The following is a 15,569-nucleotide window of genomic DNA, read 5'->3' as shown; positions in this document are numbered from 1 at the left end:
CGCTCAGCGCGATGAGGTCGCGCTCGACGGTCGAGGTCATCGCGGCCGGGGGGGCCGCGCCACGGTCAGGGCCTGCGACCACAGGCCCAGCCCGTCGATCGCACGCCGGCGCCGGGCCGGGGGCAGACGCTGGGCGAGGGTGGTGAGCTGCCGCTCGACGGCCCGGTCCGCGGCCGCCAACGCGTGCAGGCCCTTGCGGGTCACGACGTGGGCCACCCGGCGACGGTCGGCTGGATCGGTGCGCCGCTCGACGAGGCCCCGCGCCACCAGCCCGTCGGCGAGGGCGGTGAGGCTGGGCGGGCTCACGGCGAGCTGCCCCGCCAGCGCGGTGGCCGCCGACGAGCCCTCGGACAGGAAGGCCAGCAGGCGGTACTGGGGGAGCGACAGACCCTCGCCGGCCAGGGCCCGGTCGAGCGACTTGGCCAACCAGGCGACGGTGCGACCGGGCAGGAGGCCGACGCCTCCGGCCGCATCGGCCGTCGCGGGCGCCTCGTTTCTGGATGCGTGGTTGGAGGATGCTTCGACTCTCACACTATGAGTATGTCGAAGTAGTGGGCGTTGCGGTAGTTGTTCGACGCGCCAGGGCCGGGTGGGGCGGTCCGGACCCTACGATGCGGCCATGAGGTTCGGGATCTTCTACGAGCTCCAGCTGCCGCGTCCGTGGGACGACGGTGCCGAGCTGCGACTGGTGCAGGACGCGCTCGATCAGGTCGAGCTCGCGGATCGGCTCGGCATCGACTGCGTGTGGGAGGTCGAGCATCACTTCCTCGAGGAGTACTCCCATTCCAGCGCGCCCGAGGTGTTCCTCGCGGCGGCATCGCAGCGAACGCGCGACATCCGCCTCGGCCACGGCATCATCCAGACCGCGCCTCAGTACAACCACCCGGTGCGCACCGCCGAACGGCTCGCCATGCTCGACCTCGTGTCGGGTGGGCGCGTGGAGTTCGGGTCGGGTGAGTCGTCGTCGACGGCCGAGCTCGGTGGCTTCGGCATCGATCCCGCGCAGAAGCGCGATGCCTGGAGCGAGGGCCTCGAGGTCACCATCCGGTGCATGACCGAATCGCCGTTCACCGGTGTCGACGGCGCGTACGTGCAGGTGCCGCCGCGCAACGTCGTTCCAAAGCCCGTGCAGAAGCCCCACCCGCCCCTCTGGGTGGCGTGCTCTCGCCGCGAGACGATCCTGCTCGCGGCCCGGCACGGGATCGGCGCGCTCACGTTCGCGTTCATCGACCCCGAGGAAGCCATTCACTGGGTCGGCGACTACGAGCGCGCGCTCGCCGAGAGCTGCGTGCCGATCGGCCGCGCCGTCAACCCCCAAGTGGCGTGCGTCACCACGATGATGTGCCATCGCGACGAGCGCGAAGCGATCGCGCGTGGCCTCGAGGGCGGCAACTTCTTCGGCTACTCGCTCGCCCACTACTACGTGTTCGGCGACCATCGTCCCGGCCGCACCAACGTGTGGGAGGAGTTTCAGGCCAAACGGGCCGAGCGCGGCTACGACCCCGAGGTCGCGGTGGCGCTCCAACAGGAGACGCTGGGCGCCAAGGTCGCCGCGGGCGAGACCGAGGGGCTCCGCGGCGCGATCGGCACGCCCGCGCAGCTGCGCGAGTTCCTGCGCCGCTACGAAGAGGTCGGCGTCGACCAGATCATCTTCGTGCTGCAGGCGGGCCGGACGCGCCACGAGCACATCATGGAGTCGCTCGAGCTCTTCGGTTCCGAGGTGCTGCCGGAGTTCAAGGCGCGCGACGAGAAGCAGCACGCCGCGAAGGCGGCCCGGCTCGAGCCCGTGGTCGAGGCGGCAATGGCGCGCCGGGTCGAGCCCGACGTGGCGATGCCCGACGACTACGTGATGGAGGCGCTGCCGAAGCAGCTCATCAAGGCGGCCGGCGGCGACGAGCTGCTCGACAGCATCGCGGCGGGCACATCGGTGGGTGATCGCTCGCCCATCGAGGGGCTCGCGGCCCGCGAGGCGTAGAGGCGCGACGAGGCGGCGGTAGCGTTCCGTCGATGGGAACCCGGCACCGGCCGGGCAGCGACTCGCTCCCCAATGCGGCTATGGCCGGCGGTCCGGAACGGGCCGGCTCGACGGCCGGAGACGTCGTCGTGGCGCTGTGGCGGCTGGCTCGGCCTCCGATCTGGATGGTCTCCCTCGTGCCCCTGTGGGTCGGCCACCTCCTTGCCACGCGGACGATCTTTCCCGGCTTCGATCGTTGGACGCGCTTCTGGGCGGACGCGTCTCAGTCCGGAGCCCGCTCCGCCCACTTCTGGGACACGTTCCGTCACACCCTGGGCGATGCCCGGCCGCTGCTCGTGGCGGCCCTCGTGCTGGGCCCCGTGGCGTGGACGGCCGCGCTGTCGATCAACGATGTCCACGACCTTGACGGGGATCGCAACAACCCTCGCAAGCAGAACAGCCCGCTCGTCGACGGTGCGCTCTCGCCCGCGTTCGTTCGACGGGCGGCGTACGGGTTCGGGGCGGTGGCGCTGACGGGGGCGGCCGCGGTGAGCGCCGGCTTCGTCCTGGTCACGGCCGCCTTCCTGGTCCTGGCCTGGGCGTACAGCGTGCCACCGGTCCGGCTCAAGTCCCGGGCGGGGGCCGACGTGCTCGTCAACGGCCTCGGCGTCGGCGCGCTTCCGTTGCTCGCGGGCTGGAGCGTCGCTCGTCCGCTCGCGTCCTTCCCCTGGGTGATGCTGGCCCAGGGGGTTGCCGTTGCGATCGCGCTCTACGTGCCGACCACCCTCGTTGATCACCAGGCCGACCTCGCCGCGGGATACGACACGCTCGCCACGCGGCTGGGTTATCACCGGGCATATCAGATCGGTCTCGTCGCCTGGACCGGCGCATGCGCAAACGCAGTCATGCTCTCCGCACTCGATGTTGTGATCTCCCGGCGGATGCTGCTCGTGCTGGCCGTGGCGGCGCCCGTTCTCGTCGTGGCCTACCACCTGCTCATCGGTCACGCACGCGGGCCCGCCCAACTCGTCCGAGGCATCGTTGTGATCAGCTGGATGTTCCTGGCACCGAACGTGATGTTCGCCCTGATCTACACCGGTCTGTGGGTTCCGGGTTCGGCGTGATCGTCGGCTCTGCTCTCGCGACCTTGTGAGTGCCGTCGGGGCGTCGCCGCCGCGCCGGGCTCGGGGTGCGGCGGCCTACGCCTGCGAGCAGGCGCGTATCGCGGCGTCGGCGGCGGTCTCGGTGGCGAGCCTGGCGCCCTTGGCCAGCCGGGCCATGCGGGGGATGCGTCCCGGGTGCTTCGCGAAGTAGCGCGCGACCGCTCGCGGGTTCGGTGTCCCGTCCTGGTTGCTGAGGTGGAAGACCTCCTCGTCGATGCTCCCGTCGGTCGCCCGATCGCTGATCACGCGGAACACCGACCACGGGATGCCACGCGTCTCGCAGAGCTCGGCGATCGCGGCGGTCTCCATGTCGAGCGAGACGACGCCCTGGGCCCGCAGCCCTGCGATGTGCTCGGCGTCGGTGAGGAGCACGTCGGTCGTCCACATCTTTCCGTGCGACTTGCCGTCGCCCAACGCAGCCGGGCGATGCTCCGTGCCCGTCGCGCTGTTGACGACGACCTCCGGGAGGATGAGCGTGCCGATCGGCGTCTCGTTCTCCACCGCGCCCGTGATGCCCACCACGACCACGCGGTCGACCGACAGCGCGTCGAGCATGCGCCGGGTTCCCTCCGCCGCCAGCTCGGTTCCCATGCCGGTCACGATGGCGACGACCTCGCGTCCCCCGAGCGTGCCCGGGTGGACGGTGACGCCGCCGATCTCCGTCTTGTGAAGGGAGAGCTTCTTCACCAGCGGCTTCAGCTCCATCGGCATGGCACAGATGAACGCGATGCGGCTCGGGCTCGTCGGAGTGTCCACCCGCCCAGCTTGCCGGGTCTTCCGGGTGGCGGCCAGGTTCGCGGGACCTCGGTGCGACGCGGACGGGCAGACTCTTCGCACGAGAGCTCGGGAGGAGCCGCGATGGAGGACAAGGCAATTCCGTACAAACGACCCGGCTGGTTCACCAAGCACGTCTTCAACCGGATCGTCGGCTGGCTCACGAGCGCCGGGCTCAGCGTGTGGGGCTCTCGGGTCCTGCGGGTTCGCGGCCGCCGGTCGGGCGAGTGGCGCGAGACGCCGGTGAACGTCTTGACCCGCGACGGGGAGCGCTACCTCGTCGCGCCGCGCGGCCACACGCAATGGGTGCGAAATCTCCGAATCTCGGGGGAGGGCGAGCTCCGGCTCGGAAGGAAGACAGAGCCGTTCCGAGCCACCGAGATCTCCGACGAGGACAAGCCCGAGCTGTTACGCGCCTACCTGAAGCGCTGGAAGGCCGAGGTGGGCGTGTTCTTCGGAGGTGTCGGCCCGGACTCGTCCGAGGAGGACCTGCGCCGCATCGCTCCCGATCACCCGGTCTTCCACATCGAAGCCGGACGACCCTGATCCGCTTCGCCGGCCGGCCGGCCGGCCGGTGCTCAACCGTCGAGCTTGGCCTTGGCGATGCAGATGGCGAGGTGGGCGTCCAGCACGACCTGCCGGGTGGCTTCCGCCACGCCGGTGTCGGCTTCCACCGCCGCCTTGGCGCTGTCGCCTGCCTGCTCGAGCTCGATCACCGCAGCCCGTTCGTCGTCGGCGCCCGCGGCCTTCTCGGCCTTGCCGGCGAACTCGTCGACCACCGCGACCAGCACCGGCGACGCCCCCGTATCGCCGTGCACGACGTCGCGGGCGTCGTCGATCTTGACCCGGGCCTGGCGCAACCGCTCCGCCATGGTCGTCATGGCCCCAGGCTAGGCGGTGGGCCGGAGCCGCCGGCGCCGAGATGGAGCCGGCACCAAAGGGTCCAGACCGGGTGCCTCGCAGCCGATGATCCGCTGCAGTGCTCTCATCCGTTCGAGATCGACACCGCGGCGTGCGGCAGGTGGCGGTGTTCTTCGCGCTCGGAGGGGTGTTCTCCTTCACCGCGAACCGGGTGCCGGGGACGCCCCATGCGGGCCTCGCCGCCGACCTCATCGCGCTCGCCGACGTGCTCGTGGCCGTGCTCGCGTGGGTCGCCCCGTGGGATCGCTGGCCGAAACGGGCCGGCCTGCTGCTGGTCGGGTCGGCGTTGGCCCTCATCGCCATGCCGACGTACCTCGGGATGGCCCCCAGCTACTCCTACAGCGCCTGCTTCGTTGTGGTCTTCGTCTGGGTGGGGATGACCCAGCCGCCACATACGTCGTTGTTCATGGCGCCGATCGCCATCGTCACATACCTCGCCCCGCTGCTGTTCGGGCCGGGCGATCATGCTGCCGCGCTTCCCTCGGCGACCGTGACCCTGCCCATCTGCGTCCTCGTCGCCGAGATCATCGCCCGCACAGTTGCCGAGCTCGACGCGGCGCACGCCGAGTCCGACCGCCAGGCCGTCCTGCTCGGCGCGCTCGCCCAGCGCGACGAGCTGACGGGTCTCGGGAACCGGCGTCATGCCACGGCGATCCTCTCGACGCTACAGCCGGGCGACGCCGTGTTGATGATCGACCTCGACCACTTCAAAGCCGTCAACGACAACAGCGGACATGCTGCCGGCGACGACGTGCTCCGCGAGCTCGGCGCCTACCTGCAAGGCGCGCTGCGCGACGCCGACCTCGTCGCCCGGTACGGCGGCGAGGAGTTCCTGGCGGTCTTCCGGGCTGTGGGCGAAGGCGCCGACGTCATCGCCGGTCGGTTGCTCCAGGGTTGGCGAGCGCGTCGACCCCGGACGACCTGGAGCGGCGGGCTCGCGACCCACGAGGAGGCGATCACGACGGCGGTGACCTTGACCCGTGCGGACTTGGCGCTCTACGAAGCGAAGCGCCGAGGACGAAACACCATCTGCAACTATCAGTCGCTGCACCAGCTCTACGACGTCGGGATCGCCATCTAGAGCACGCGGCGCGCCACCCGCGAGTACCTTCGGCTCAGACGACCAGCAAGGAGGGGAAGATGCGCGCCGCGATCTTCGTCGGGGAGGGCGAACCGCTGTCGATCGAGGAGGTGACTCCCCGGCCGCCCGGTCCGAAGGACGTGACCGTGGAGGTGCTGGCCAGCGGCGTCTGCCACTCCGACCTCTCGATCGTCAACGGGTACGTGCCCCTGCCCCCGCCGTCGATCCTCGGCCACGAGGGCGCCGGGGTGGTGCTCGAGGTCGGCGCGGAGGTCGGCCGGGTCCGCCCCGGCGACCGGATCGTCGCCTCCTTCGTCCCTGCCTGTGGCACGTGCTTCTACTGCCTCCACGACCGGGCCAACCTCTGCGAGCAGATGTGGTCGTTCTCGGCGGTACCCCGCGCCACCCGACCGGACGGCAGCGTCGTCACGGCCATGACCGGCCTGGGCACCTTCTCCGACGTGATGACGATCGACGAGCGGTCGGTCGTGAAGGTGGACACCGACCTCCCGGTCGAGCAGTTGGCTCTGATCGGCTGCGGCGTGACAACGGGTGTCGGAGCCGCGCTCAACACCGCCCGCGTCGAGCCCGGCTCGACGGTCGCGGTCGTGGGGTGTGGGGGTGTCGGCACCGCCGTCATCCAAGGCGCCCGCATCGCGGGCGCGGCCCGCATCATCGCCGTCGACCCGATCGAGCTGAAGCGCAAGACCGCCGAGCAGTTGGGCGCGACCGATCTCGTCGACCCCTCCCAGGGCGACCCGGTGGCCCAGGTCCAGGCGCTCACGAGCGGTCGGGGCGCGGACTATGCGTTCGAGGTGATCGGGTTGCCGGAGACGATCATCCAGGCGTTCTCGATGGCGCGCCCGGGCGGCACAGCGGTGATCGTGGGGATGCCGCGCATGGATGCCACGGTCACGTTTCCCGCATGGCAGCTCTTCGGCGGCGAGAAGCGCTTGTTGGGCTGCGTCTACGGTTCCGCCCAGGTGAAGCGCGACTTCCACCGCTTCATCGCGCTCGCCGAGACCGGCCGGCTCGACCTCGGTGCAATGGTGTCGCGTCGCATCTCGCTCGACGAGGTCAACGACGCATTCAAGGCCATGGAGGCCGGCGAGGTCATTCGCAGCGTCATCGTGTGAGGCCCGGTTGACCGGCGGCCGGCGCGGGCGGGGTCGGGCTCGGGTGGGCTGCTCGGGTTGGGCGTACCGAGACTGGCGCGGTCCGGTCTACCCGGCTGACCTGCCGCAGCGGCGCTGGCTCGAGCACTACGCCGAACTCTTCGACACGGTGGAGGTCAACAACACCTTCTACCGGTTGCCGCCGGCGACGACCGTCGAAAGATGGGCCGCGCAGGCGCCGCCCGGCTTTCTCTTCGCGCTGAAGCTGGGCGCGTTCGGCTCGCATCGCATGAAGCTCAAGGACGCGGCCTCTTGGCTTCCGAATCACCTCGATCGCGCGCAGCGGTTGGGCCCGGCTCTGGGCCCGACCCTCGTGCAGCTGCCGCCCCGCTGGCGTCGCGACCCCGAGCGCCTCGACGAGTTCCTCGCCGCCGCGCCGCGGACGATGCGGTGGGCGGTGGAGCTGCGCGAGGCGTCGTGGCTGCATGACTCCGTCTTCGATGTCCTGCGCAGGCACGGTGCCGCGCTCTGCGTGCACGATCTGCTGGCCCAGCACCCGTGGGAGCTCACCGCCGACTGGACCTACGTCCGCTTCCACGGGCCGCACGCGCTCGAGCGCAAGTACTGGGGCAGCTACGGCGGGCGCCGTCTCTGGCGGGTGGCCGACCGCCTGGGCACCTGGCTCGACGAGGGGTGCGATGTCCACGCGTACTTCAACAACGATCACGAGGGCTTTGCGGTGCAGGACGCCCGGTGGTTGGCGGAGCGGCTGCGCCGACCATGACGGCGGTGAGCCCGTAGCGTTCGCTCCAATCGGTGGGCGGCGCTCACTTCTCCCGTTCGAGAATGATGACCGGGATCGACCGCGTGGTCCGCTGCTCGTACTCCGCAAAGCCGGGGTATGCGGCCTTCTGCTTCGTCCAGATGCGCTCGCGCTCCTCGCCCTCCGCGACGCGAGCCACCACCGCGAACGTCTCCGAATCGACCTCCACGGTCGCTCGTGAGTTCGCCACCAGGTTGTGGTACCAGTCGGGATTGGACGGGGCGCCGCCCTTGGAGGCGAACACGGCGAAGCTGTCTCCGACCTTCTGGTACATCACCGGGTGCACACGGCTCGCACCCGATCTGGCGCCGACACTGTGGAGCAGCAGGAGCGGAGCCCCCGCGAACGGACCGCCGACCTTGCCGCGGTTGGCTCGGAACTCCTCGATGATCTTGTCGTTCCATCCGGCCATGCAGGTGGCAACGGCACGCCCGGCGGAAAAATGCCCACGTCGGCGCGGACCCGACATGCGGACAGCGCACGAGGGTCATGGTGAGATGGGGGCGGTGAGCGAGGGGCGACCCACGATCGAGGTGCTGTTCCGTGCCGAGTTCGCGCGCCTCACCCGCTCGCTCGCGGTCGCCGAGGGCGACGACGAGGCCGCCGGCGCCGTGCTGGAGGCGTTCGTCGAGGCCGGTCGCCGGTGGGCGAGGGTGGCGTCGCTGGACGACCCCGCCGGCTGGGTCCGGCGCGTCGCGATGAGCCGGCTGCAGAACGGCGGGCGCCATCGCCGGCGAAGGGCCGAGGGGCTCGCGGTGGTGCAACCGCGTGGGTTCGCCGAGTCGGGCGCGCCCGAACCCGACCTGCTCGGCGCGGTGCGGGCCCTGCCGGTTCAGCAGCGCCGTTGCGTCTGCCTCCACCACATCGGCGACTATCCGGTCGCGGAGGTGGCGAGCGCGCTCGGGATCGCGCCGAGCGCGGTCGAGACGCACCTGCACCACGGGCGCGCCGCCCTGCGCCGAGCGGTGCGATGGCCCGACGGTGGCGGGGACCCCGTCGACCGGCTGAACGGGNNCGCGTGGCTCGGTCGCGCACGCACGCGGCGCGTCGTTCGGAGCGGCGTGTCAGCGGCTGTCGTCGCCGCGTTGGTCGTTGCCGCCGCGGTCGTGAGCTGGAGGCACGCCGACCACCGCCAGAACGTGGCAGCAGGCCCGACGACAACTGCGATCCGTGGTCTGCTCAGCGCATCGACCGTCCGGGACGGCATCGAGCTGACCGTCACCCTGCCTGCCGGCCAGGTCGACGTCGGACAGCGGGTGAGGGCTGAGGTGGTGGTACGCAACGTCGGCGCGGTGCCCGTGCACTGGGTGCACGGTGGGTGTGCCGTACCCGCTTCCGCCGTGCTCACGACCGCCGGTGCACCGGTGGTCGATCGTCGCGCGCCGATGCAATGGGACGGCACGACACCACTGGCGGGCTGGCTTGGACCCCACAACGCGCTCGCGCCGAGCGCCCTCGTCGACCCGAAGGCCGCCGGTTCCCGTTTGCAATTGTGCACGTTGAACCTCGTCGTCGAGACGATCGCGCCCGGCGGCGAGACGCGGTGGTCCGGCACGACCGACGACCGCGTGCCCCCCGGACCGTTGGCGCCGCAGGAGCTGGCCGCGACCTTCGTCGGCTACAACCAACCCGCCGACTACCCGGGCATGCCTCGCCCGCCCGTCGAAGTGCGCGTCGCGGTGCCCGTGCGGGACGACCCGGCGCGCGCCTCGAGCGCGGACGCCGCCGGTGCCGCGTTCGCGGCCGATCACCGCCTGCAACCGTTCCTCGACCTCACCCGCCACGAGCTCGACGCCAATCCTGTCGCGGTGACGCAGACGTGGGCGACCGAGGTGTCGTGGTGGCAGCGCGCCTGGGAGCTGTGGGTCACGCCCTACTACAACAGCAACCGCGCGTTGCGCCTGCGCTACGATCCTCGTGTCGGTGCTGTCGTCGACGCCCGCCTCGTCTCGCCCTACCAGCCGCCCGGTGACGACCCCGACCACAAGAGCGCTCCCGGCCCGCCCGACACGTCCCTGCCGTAGCTGCCGAGACGACGGCCGGCCCCTCGATAACGTGAGGCCGTGACGAGCCCTGCCGGTGAGGCCAAGAGCCTCCCCCTGATCCTCGCCCGGGAGCTCGCGTCGAACCTGGCGACGCCGATGTTCCTGATCGATGCCGGGGGGACGCTCGTCTTCTTCAACGAGGCCGCCGAGCTCCTGATCGGGCGCACGTTCGCCGAGCTCGGCGAGATCCCGGCGCTCGAGTTCGGCGCGGTGCTCGAGCTGACCGAGCGGGACGGCTCTCCCGTGCGTCGGCGCGACACCGCCGCGGGGATCGCCTTCTTCCAACGGCGTCCCGCTCATCGCACGCTGATGGCGACCGGCTACGACGGTGTGCGGCGGCTCGTCGATACCACCGCGTACCCCTTGTTCGGTGCTGCCGACGAGATGCACGGTGTCGTCGCGGTGTTCTGGGAGCGCGCGCCGGAGGGCGGCGGTTGATGCGCGCTCGGGTGTGGGGTTGTCGAGGTTCCGTGGCGGCGCCGGGCGCGGACACGGTTCGGTACGGCGGCAACACCTCCTGCCTCGAGGTCCAGCTCGAGAGTGGGCACACGCTCGTCCTGGATGCCGGCACCGGCATGCGCGCGCTGGGCGTCGCGATGGAGGACGAGCATCCCAAGGAGCTGCACATCCTCCTGACGCACCTGCATCTCGATCATCTCCAGGGCCTGGGCTTCTTCCGCCCACTGTTCCGACCCGACCTCGACGTGCACGTCTGGGGCCCGGCGTCGCCGGTGCAGGGCCTCGAGGAACGCATCGCGATCTATCTCTCGCCGCCGCTGTTCCCCGTGCGGCTGGGCGACATCCCCGCCCGACTCACCTTTCACGACGCGCCCGAGGAGGCGGTGTCGATCGGCTCGGCCACCGTTCGCGCCGCCAAGGTGACGCATCAGGGCCCCACCGTCGGGTACCGGATCGAGGAAGGCGGGAGAGTGCTCGTCTACCTGCCCGATCACGAGCCGTCGTTGGGCGTGCATCTCCGCGATCAGCCGACGGCCTGGATGAGCGGGTACGACGTGGCGCGTGACGCCGACATCTTGTTCCATGACGCACAGTACGGCGACGACGAGTACCCGCACCACGTCGGGTGGGGTCACTCGTGCATCGAGCACGCCCTCGCATTCGCGCGCAAGGCCGACGTCGGAATGGTGGTGCTGTTCCACCACGATCCGTACCACAACGACGACGAGCTCGAGGTGCTCCTCGCCGAAGCCCGCCGGCAGTGGGACGGCACCGAGGAACGCGTATGCCTCGCCCACGAGGGGCTGAAGGTCGTGCTCGACGCAAGCGGTGTACGTCTGACCGCGTGAGTCAGCGTCCTCTTGCCGCGCCCCGCGGCCGACTGACAGGCTCGGCGCGTGGCTGATCCCTCCGACGCGTTGGTGTTCTTCGGTGCCTCCGGCGACCTCGCGTACAAGCAGATCTTCCCGGCCCTCTACGCGATGGCGAAGCACGGACGTCTCGGCGTGCCCGTGATCGGCGTCGCGTACTCACGATGGGACCTGGCCCGATTCCAGGCTCGGGCCCGTGAGAGCGTCGAGGCGCATGGCGGCATCGACGACCAGGCGGCGTTCGATCGACTGCTCGGGGCGCTTCGCTACATCGACGGCAGGTACGAGGACGCGGCGACGTTCGACGCCCTACGCGATGCGCTCGACGGTGCGAAGCGGCCGGCGCACTACCTCGCGATCCCCCCGAGCCTGTTCCCCGTCGTCGTCGAGGGACTGGGGAGGGCGGACTGCGCCAAGGACGCACGCGTCATCGTGGAGAAGCCCTTCGGCCGGGATCTGGCCTCTGCGCGCGCGCTGAACGAGGTGCTGCGATCGGTCTTCCCCGAGTCGTCGATCTTCAGGATCGACCATTTCCTCGGCAAGGAGGAGGTGCAGAACATCTTATACTTCCGCTTCGCGAACTCGTTTCTCGAGCCGATCTGGAACCGCAACTACGTGGCGAGCGTGCAGGTCACGATGGCGGAGGACTTCGGGGTTCGCGGCCGGGGGCGACTCTACGAGGAGGTCGGCGCGCTCCGCGATGTCGTGCAGAACCATCTGCTGCAGGTGATCGCGCTGCTCGCCATGGAGCCCCCGGTCGAGATGGGTGTTGAAGCACTGCGCGACGAGAAGGAGCGACTGTTTCGGGCGATGCGCCCGCTCGAGCCCGACGACGTCGTCCGCGGCCAGTTCGACGGCTACCGCAACGAGGATGGCGTGGCGACGGACTCCGACGTCGAGACGTTCGTCGCGCTGCGGATGTTCATCGACTCGTGGCGTTGGGGCGGCGTGCCGTTCTACGTGCGGGCCGGCAAGAACCTCGCGGTCACGTGCACCGAGGTGCGCGTCGAGCTGAAGGCACCGCCGCAGAAGGTGTTCGCCGACTCGGAGCCCGCGCCGGGTGCCACGAACTACGTGAGGTTCCGCTTGAACCCGGAGGTGGCGATCGCGTTCGGGGCCCGCGCCAAGTTGCCGGGGGAGGACTTCGTCGGCAAGCAGTTCGAGCTCTACCTGCACAACCAGTTCCCCGACGAGATGGCTCCCTACGAGCGTCTGCTCGGCGACGCGATGGCGGGCGAGAGCCTCTTGTTCGCTCGCGAGGACGGCGTCGAGGCCGCCTGGGCCGTCGTCGACTCGGTGCTCACGAACCACACGGGCGCGGTGGCCTACCCGATTCACTCGTGGGGCCCCAAGGAGGCGGATGCGCTGATCGCGAGCGCCGGCGGTTGGCACGACCCGGTGGTCGGGTGACGACTCGGGTAGCTGCGTGTCGATGCCATGATGGAGAGTCGCCACTGTCGAGTGGCCGGCGGTCGAGAGGTCGGTAGGTGACGGATCTGCAGCAGCGCGACGCACGGTCGGCGGTGTCGGTGCGGGGGCTCCAGAAGCGCTACGGAGAGCTCGTCGCGGTGCGCGGCGTCGACTTCGAGGTTGCGCCGGGGGAGACGTTCGGCTTCCTCGGGCCGAACGGCGCGGGCAAGTCGACGACGATCGGGATGTTGTGCACGCTCGTCGAGCCGACGGGCGGCACCGCGCTGGTGGCGGGCCACGACGTGGTGACCGAGCGGGGCGAGGTCCGGCGCAACATCGGATTGGTGTTCCAGGACACCACCCTCGACCTCTACCTGACGGCGGAGCAGAACCTCCGCTTCCACGCCGAGCTCTACGGCGTGCCCCGCGGTCTCATCGGCGATCGCATGCACCAGGTGCTCGACATGGTGGGGCTCTGGGAGCGGCGCGCCAGTCGAGTCAACACCTTCTCGGGTGGCATGAAGCGTCGCCTCGAGATCGCCCGCGGCCTCCTGCATTCGCCCCGCGTCCTGTTCCTCGACGAGCCGACGGTCGGGCTCGACCCTCAGACGAGAGCCTCGATCTGGGCGTACATCCACGAGCTCCGGCAACAGGAGGACATCACGATCTTCCTCACGACGCACTACATGGACGAAGCCGAGCACTGCGACCGGATCGCCATCATCGACGAAGGCGCCATCGTGGTCCTCGACTCACCCGAGGCCCTGAAGGCCAGCGTGGGAAAGGACCGCGTGCAGATCCGGACCGCAGACGACGCGCAAGCCATCGGCCAGTTGCGCGATTCCTTCGGCGTCGACGCCGCCGTCCATGAAGGCGCGGTGACGTTCGCGGTGACCGCGGGCGAACAGTTCGTCCCTCGTCTGTTCGCCGAGCTGAGCGTGCCCATCGAGTCGGTGCACGTGTCGCGCCCGTCGTTGGACGACGTCTTCCTCACCTACACGGGCCGTACCATTCGCGACGCCGAGATCTCGAGCTCGGATCGATTCCGTGCGAGCCCGTTCGCCGCCGCGGCCCGGAGGTGAGGTCATGACGACGCGCACCTCCGATTCGGTCGCCGCTCCCGCGCGTGCCGCGGTTGTGGAGATCCGTCTTCCCGAAGGAGGCGCGGCCCAGGACGTGCGGGCGGTCAAGGTCGTGTGGCAACGCGAGATGATCCGCTTCTCTCAGGACCGCATCCGGATCCTCACCGCGCTCGTCCAGCCGATCCTGTACGTGTTCGTGCTCGGCACCGGGCTGTCGTCGCTCACGAGAGGCTCGACCGGCGACGTCAGTCTCCGCACCTTCATCTTTCCCGGCGTTCTGGCGCTGTCGGTGCTGTTCACCGCGATGTTTTCCGCGGTGTCGATCGTGTGGGACCGCGAGTTCGGGTTCCTGCGCGAGATGCTCGTCGCGCCCGTGCCGCGTAGCGCCATCATCCTGGGCAAGTGCCTCGGCGGCGCCACGGTCGCGGCCATCCAGGGCCTGATCGTGCTCGCGCTCGCGGGATTGGTCGAGGTTCCGTACTCGCCCGTGATGCTCGCGACCCTCGCGGTGGAGATGTTGCTGCTCGGCTTCACCATCACCGCGTTCGGGCTCGTCGTCGCCGCCCGGATCAAGCAGATGCAGGCGATGATGGGCCTGATGCAGATGATCCTGATGCCGCTGATGTTCCTGTCCGGGATCCTGTATCCGCTCGTCGGCCTGCCTCGCTGGCTCAACATCCTCGTGCACCTCAACCCGATCACCTACGCGGTGCACCCGCTCCGCCAAGCGGTGTTCGAGCACGTCCACGCGAGCCCGCTCGCGCTGGCGCACCTCAACCCACCCCTCACCTGGTGGGGCTGGACCGTGCCGACGCTCGTCCAACTGGCCGTCGTGGCCGTCACCGGCATGATCTTCCTGTGGATTGCGGTGCTGGAATTCGACCGGGCCGACTAAGGATCGGAGCAGACACGCCATGAGCGACACGTCCATCGATCTCGAGCGCATCGAGGCGGAGCGCCGGCGCATCCGCGAGGCGTACCTGCGGCCGCCGGACGAGCGACCGGCGCCGTCGGCGGGCGGCGTCCACCACCTCGCGCTGCTGTCGTCTGACGTCGAGCGGACCGTTCGCTTCTATCAGGAGGTGCTCGGCTTCCCATTGACCGAGATCTTCGAGAACCGCGACTACCGCGGCTCGAGCCATTTCTTCTTCGACCTCGGCCACGGCAACCTGCTCGCGTTCTTCGACTTCCCGGGGCTCGACCTGGGCCCGTACGCCGAGGTGCTCGGCGGCCTGCACCACGTGGCGATCTCGATGACGCCCGAGCGGTGGCACGAGGCGAAGGCGCGCCTGGACGACGCGGCCGTCCCCTATCAAGAGGAGAGCGGGACCTCCATCTACTTCCGGGACCCGGACGGCGCCCGTCTCGAGCTCATCGCCGACCCCCTCGGCGAGATGTACGGAAGCCCCGTCCTGTAGGCCGTACCCGGTCGGCGACGTGGAGTCAGCCCACTACGACCTCGTCGTGCTCGGCGCCGGCCCCGCGGGTGAGAAGGCGGCCGCGCAGGCTGCGTACTGGGGAAGGCGCGTCGCGGTCGTCGATCGGCAGCGTCGGCCGGGCGGGACGATGGTCGGCGGTGCGGTATCGAGCAAGACCATGCGCGAGGCCGCCCTCTATCTCACGGGCTTCCGCCGGCGCGACGTCTATGACGTGGGTCTCGACCTCGCTCCCGAGGCTGCCGTCGAGAAGCTGCGCCATCGCACCGACGATGTCGTCCGGCTGATGACGGAGAGCGCCGCGGCCAATCTGCGTCGCCATGGCGTCGACATGATCTACGGGACTGCGACCCTCGATCGCGATCGGACCGTCGTGGTCCATGCCACCGCGGGCAGCGAGCCCCGGGTCGTCCGCGCCGACGTGATCATGATCACCA

Annotated in this window: 17 protein-coding genes and 1 pseudogene (1 of these 18 cut by a window edge); 14 read left to right on the top strand and 4 right to left on the bottom strand. The window is 70.1% G+C overall.

Annotated elements, in window-relative coordinates; all coding sequences use genetic code 11:
* Positions 1–36: 36 nt before the first annotated feature.
* Positions 37–450, bottom strand: a complete 414-nt coding sequence (locus E6G06_08490; protein TML91903.1) for a MarR family transcriptional regulator — start codon at positions 448–450, stop codon at positions 37–39.
* A gap of 169 nt (positions 451–619) precedes the next feature.
* Here E6G06_08490 and E6G06_08485 point away from each other — a divergent pair, with 169 nt between their 5' ends.
* Both E6G06_08485 and E6G06_08480 read left to right on the top strand, forming a co-directional pair.
* Positions 620–1,975, top strand: coding sequence for an LLM class flavin-dependent oxidoreductase (locus tag E6G06_08485; GenBank protein TML91829.1), 1,356 nt, complete (start codon positions 620–622; stop codon positions 1,973–1,975).
* Between the two features lie 32 nt (positions 1,976–2,007).
* Complete coding sequence (locus tag E6G06_08480) at positions 2,008–3,078, top strand: hypothetical protein (GenBank protein ID TML91828.1); 1,071 nt, start codon at positions 2,008–2,010, stop codon at positions 3,076–3,078.
* 75 nt (positions 3,079–3,153) lie between these two features.
* On the opposite strand, the gene E6G06_08475 is transcribed toward E6G06_08480, so the two are convergent.
* The gene (locus E6G06_08475; GenBank protein ID TML91827.1) at positions 3,154–3,873 is read right to left on the bottom strand and encodes a hypothetical protein; all 720 of its coding nucleotides are present in this window, start codon (positions 3,871–3,873) and stop codon (positions 3,154–3,156) included.
* 102 nt (positions 3,874–3,975) lie between these two features.
* On the opposite strand from E6G06_08475, the gene E6G06_08470 reads away from it, so the two are divergent.
* Complete coding sequence (locus E6G06_08470) at positions 3,976–4,437, top strand: nitroreductase family deazaflavin-dependent oxidoreductase (protein ID TML91826.1); 462 nt, start codon at positions 3,976–3,978, stop codon at positions 4,435–4,437.
* A gap of 32 nt (positions 4,438–4,469) precedes the next feature.
* On the opposite strand, the gene E6G06_08465 is transcribed toward E6G06_08470, so the two are convergent.
* Positions 4,470–4,772: a hypothetical protein gene (locus E6G06_08465; GenBank protein ID TML91825.1), complete on the bottom strand. Its 303-nt coding sequence runs from the start codon at positions 4,770–4,772 to the stop codon at positions 4,470–4,472.
* 140 nt (positions 4,773–4,912) lie between these two features.
* Here E6G06_08465 and E6G06_08460 point away from each other — a divergent pair, with 140 nt between their 5' ends.
* Genes E6G06_08460 through E6G06_08450 form a run of 3 tightly spaced genes read left to right on the top strand, consistent with a single transcriptional unit; the run spans position 4,913 to position 7,792 of the window.
* On the top strand, positions 4,913–5,893 hold the full coding sequence (locus E6G06_08460; protein ID TML91824.1) for a GGDEF domain-containing protein: 981 nt from the start codon (positions 4,913–4,915) through the stop codon (positions 5,891–5,893).
* Positions 5,894–5,952: 59 nt separating this feature from the next.
* On the top strand, positions 5,953–7,029 hold the full coding sequence (locus tag E6G06_08455) for a Zn-dependent alcohol dehydrogenase (protein TML91823.1): 1,077 nt from the start codon (positions 5,953–5,955) through the stop codon (positions 7,027–7,029).
* 7 nt (positions 7,030–7,036) lie between these two features.
* A complete protein-coding gene (locus tag E6G06_08450) occupies positions 7,037–7,792 on the top strand; it encodes a DUF72 domain-containing protein (protein ID TML91822.1) in 756 nt (251 codons plus the stop codon).
* A 43-nt stretch (positions 7,793–7,835) separates the two neighbouring features.
* Here E6G06_08450 and E6G06_08445 read toward each other — a convergent pair whose 3' ends face one another.
* Entirely contained in the window at positions 7,836–8,243 is a 408-nt protein-coding gene (locus E6G06_08445; protein TML91821.1) for a nitroreductase family deazaflavin-dependent oxidoreductase, read from the bottom strand.
* On the opposite strand from E6G06_08445, the gene E6G06_08440 reads away from it, so the two are divergent.
* The 8 genes and pseudogenes from E6G06_08440 to E6G06_08405 all read left to right on the top strand — a co-directional run.
* Positions 8,218–9,855: a hypothetical protein gene (locus E6G06_08440; protein TML91820.1), complete on the top strand. Its 1,638-nt coding sequence runs from the start codon at positions 8,218–8,220 to the stop codon at positions 9,853–9,855. The genes E6G06_08445 and E6G06_08440 overlap by 26 nt on opposite strands.
* 39 nt (positions 9,856–9,894) lie before the next feature.
* Positions 9,895–10,314, top strand: a complete 420-nt coding sequence (locus E6G06_08435) for a hypothetical protein (GenBank protein TML91819.1) — start codon at positions 9,895–9,897, stop codon at positions 10,312–10,314.
* The gene (locus E6G06_08430) at positions 10,314–11,183 is read left to right on the top strand and encodes an MBL fold metallo-hydrolase (GenBank protein TML91818.1); all 870 of its coding nucleotides are present in this window, start codon (positions 10,314–10,316) and stop codon (positions 11,181–11,183) included. The genes E6G06_08435 and E6G06_08430 overlap by 1 nt, the downstream gene beginning before the upstream one ends.
* Positions 11,184–11,231: 48 nt before the next feature.
* Positions 11,232–12,614, top strand: a complete 1,383-nt coding sequence (zwf, locus tag E6G06_08425; protein ID TML91817.1) for a glucose-6-phosphate dehydrogenase — start codon at positions 11,232–11,234, stop codon at positions 12,612–12,614.
* A gap of 86 nt (positions 12,615–12,700) precedes the next feature.
* Positions 12,701–13,696 carry an ATP-binding cassette domain-containing protein gene (locus tag E6G06_08420; GenBank protein TML91902.1) on the top strand — a complete coding sequence of 332 codons (996 nt, stop codon included), beginning with the start codon at positions 12,701–12,703 and terminating at the stop codon, positions 13,694–13,696.
* A gap of 4 nt (positions 13,697–13,700) precedes the next feature.
* Positions 13,701–14,591: an ABC transporter gene (locus E6G06_08415; protein ID TML91816.1), complete on the top strand. Its 891-nt coding sequence runs from the start codon at positions 13,701–13,703 to the stop codon at positions 14,589–14,591.
* 19 nt (positions 14,592–14,610) lie between these two features.
* Positions 14,611–15,114, top strand: coding sequence for a VOC family protein (locus E6G06_08410; GenBank protein TML91815.1), 504 nt, complete (start codon positions 14,611–14,613; stop codon positions 15,112–15,114).
* A gap of 19 nt (positions 15,115–15,133) precedes the next feature.
* Positions 15,134–15,569: pseudogene (locus tag E6G06_08405) on the top strand (FAD-dependent oxidoreductase); it runs 620 nt beyond the window's last position.

It is taken from the genome of Actinomycetota bacterium (assembly GCA_005888325.1).
Classification (GTDB): domain Bacteria; phylum Actinomycetota; class Acidimicrobiia; order Acidimicrobiales; family AC-14; genus AC-14.
This window is presented reverse-complemented; position numbering and strand designations above follow the sequence as displayed.